Genomic DNA, 1,310 nt, shown 5'->3' with positions numbered 1-1,310 from the left:
GCCCGAACAACCACGCGATCAGGCCCATCACGGCGGGCGCGAACGCGGCGGCGGCGACACCGCCCAGCGAGCGCCACGCGACGAGCACCGCCAGGTTGGGGGCCGTCGCGGCGCCGGCCGAGCACACCGCCGTCGCCAGGAGCGCGCCGCAGTACACGCGCCGGCGGCCGAAGCGATCACCGATCCAGCCGGCCAGCGGCATCGACGCCGCGAACGTCAACAGGAAACCGGCGACGACGAGCACCCCGCTCTCGAGCGAGGTGCCGAAATCCGACAGGATCTCCGCCAACGGGACATTCACGACGTTGTTGCTGATCGTGCCGACCAGGGTTCCCGCCAGCAGGGCGGACAGCGCGAGCGGGGTTCCGGAATCGGCGTGCGCCGGGGCCGGAGTCGGCGCGGCAGTACGGGTGGTCATCTGTCTCCTGTGGCTCGCGAGCGATACGGCGGGGGCCGTGGCCTCACTGTCTCACCGCGCCCGGTACCGCCGCATCGGCGTCGAATTCGTAAACAGCACAGGCGGACGCGCCCGGAGTGTGCACCCTGCCCAAGGAATCGGGGTTCGCCCGGCGGAAACGGCGGAAGACACAAGTTCGTAGCAATTGTTCACGATCGCGCTACCGGAGGACACGGAAACGCAAAACAGGAACACACTGCACATCTACAGTTCGGGGCACTGTGCAAGGTTTGCGTTGACCAGGCATGAACGAGCGCGGAAAGTTCCACGAACACAGCCCCTCACTCGTTCTGCTCCTGACTTAGGACTCGAATTGGACGTACAACTCACAGCCGCCCACTGGGTCTACGTGGCCGGCATCGTCGTCATCCTGGCCACCATGGCCCTGCGGAAGAACATCGTGGTTCCCGCAGTCATCGGAACGTTCCTGACCGCCTTCGTGTTCTCCGGCAGCATCGTCACCGGACTGTCCTCGATCTTCAACGCCAGCCTCGTGGCCGCGAAGGAGCTGTTCAACATCTTCCTGATCATCGCGCTGGTGACCGCGATGCTCGGCGCGCTGCGGCAACTCGGCGCCGACCGGCTGATGGTCGCGCCGTTCCGCAGGGTCATGCGTACCGGCACCAGCAGCTTCGTCGTGCTGGCCGTCGTGACGTACGTGATCTCCCTGTTCTTCTGGCCCACCCCGGCCGTCCCGCTCGTCGGTGCCGTGCTGATCCCCGTCGCCATCCGGGCCGGCCTGTCGCCGCTGTCGGTCGGCATGGTCATCGCCATCTGTGGCCAGGGCATGGCCCTGTCGTCGGACTACATCATCAAGGTCGCACCGGGCATCTCCGCCACGGCGGCCGGTGCC

2 pseudogenes are annotated in these 1,310 nt (G+C 67.0%); one reads left to right on the top strand and one right to left on the bottom strand.

Annotated features, from left to right (window positions below):
- Positions 1 to 418, bottom strand: a pseudogene (locus CQZ88_RS31725) (MFS transporter); the annotation flags it as partial.
- A 352-nt stretch (positions 419 to 770) separates the two neighbouring features.
- On the opposite strand from CQZ88_RS31725, the pseudogene CQZ88_RS23890 reads away from it, so the two are divergent.
- A pseudogene (locus CQZ88_RS23890) lies at positions 771 to 1,310 on the top strand (hypothetical protein); the annotation flags it as partial.

The organism is Rhodococcus sp. ENV425 (assembly GCF_002887785.1).
Lineage (GTDB): Bacteria > Actinomycetota > Actinomycetes > Mycobacteriales > Mycobacteriaceae > Rhodococcus > Rhodococcus aetherivorans.
The sequence above is the reverse complement of the archived record's forward strand: the minus strand, read 5'-3'. Positions and strand labels throughout refer to the sequence as shown.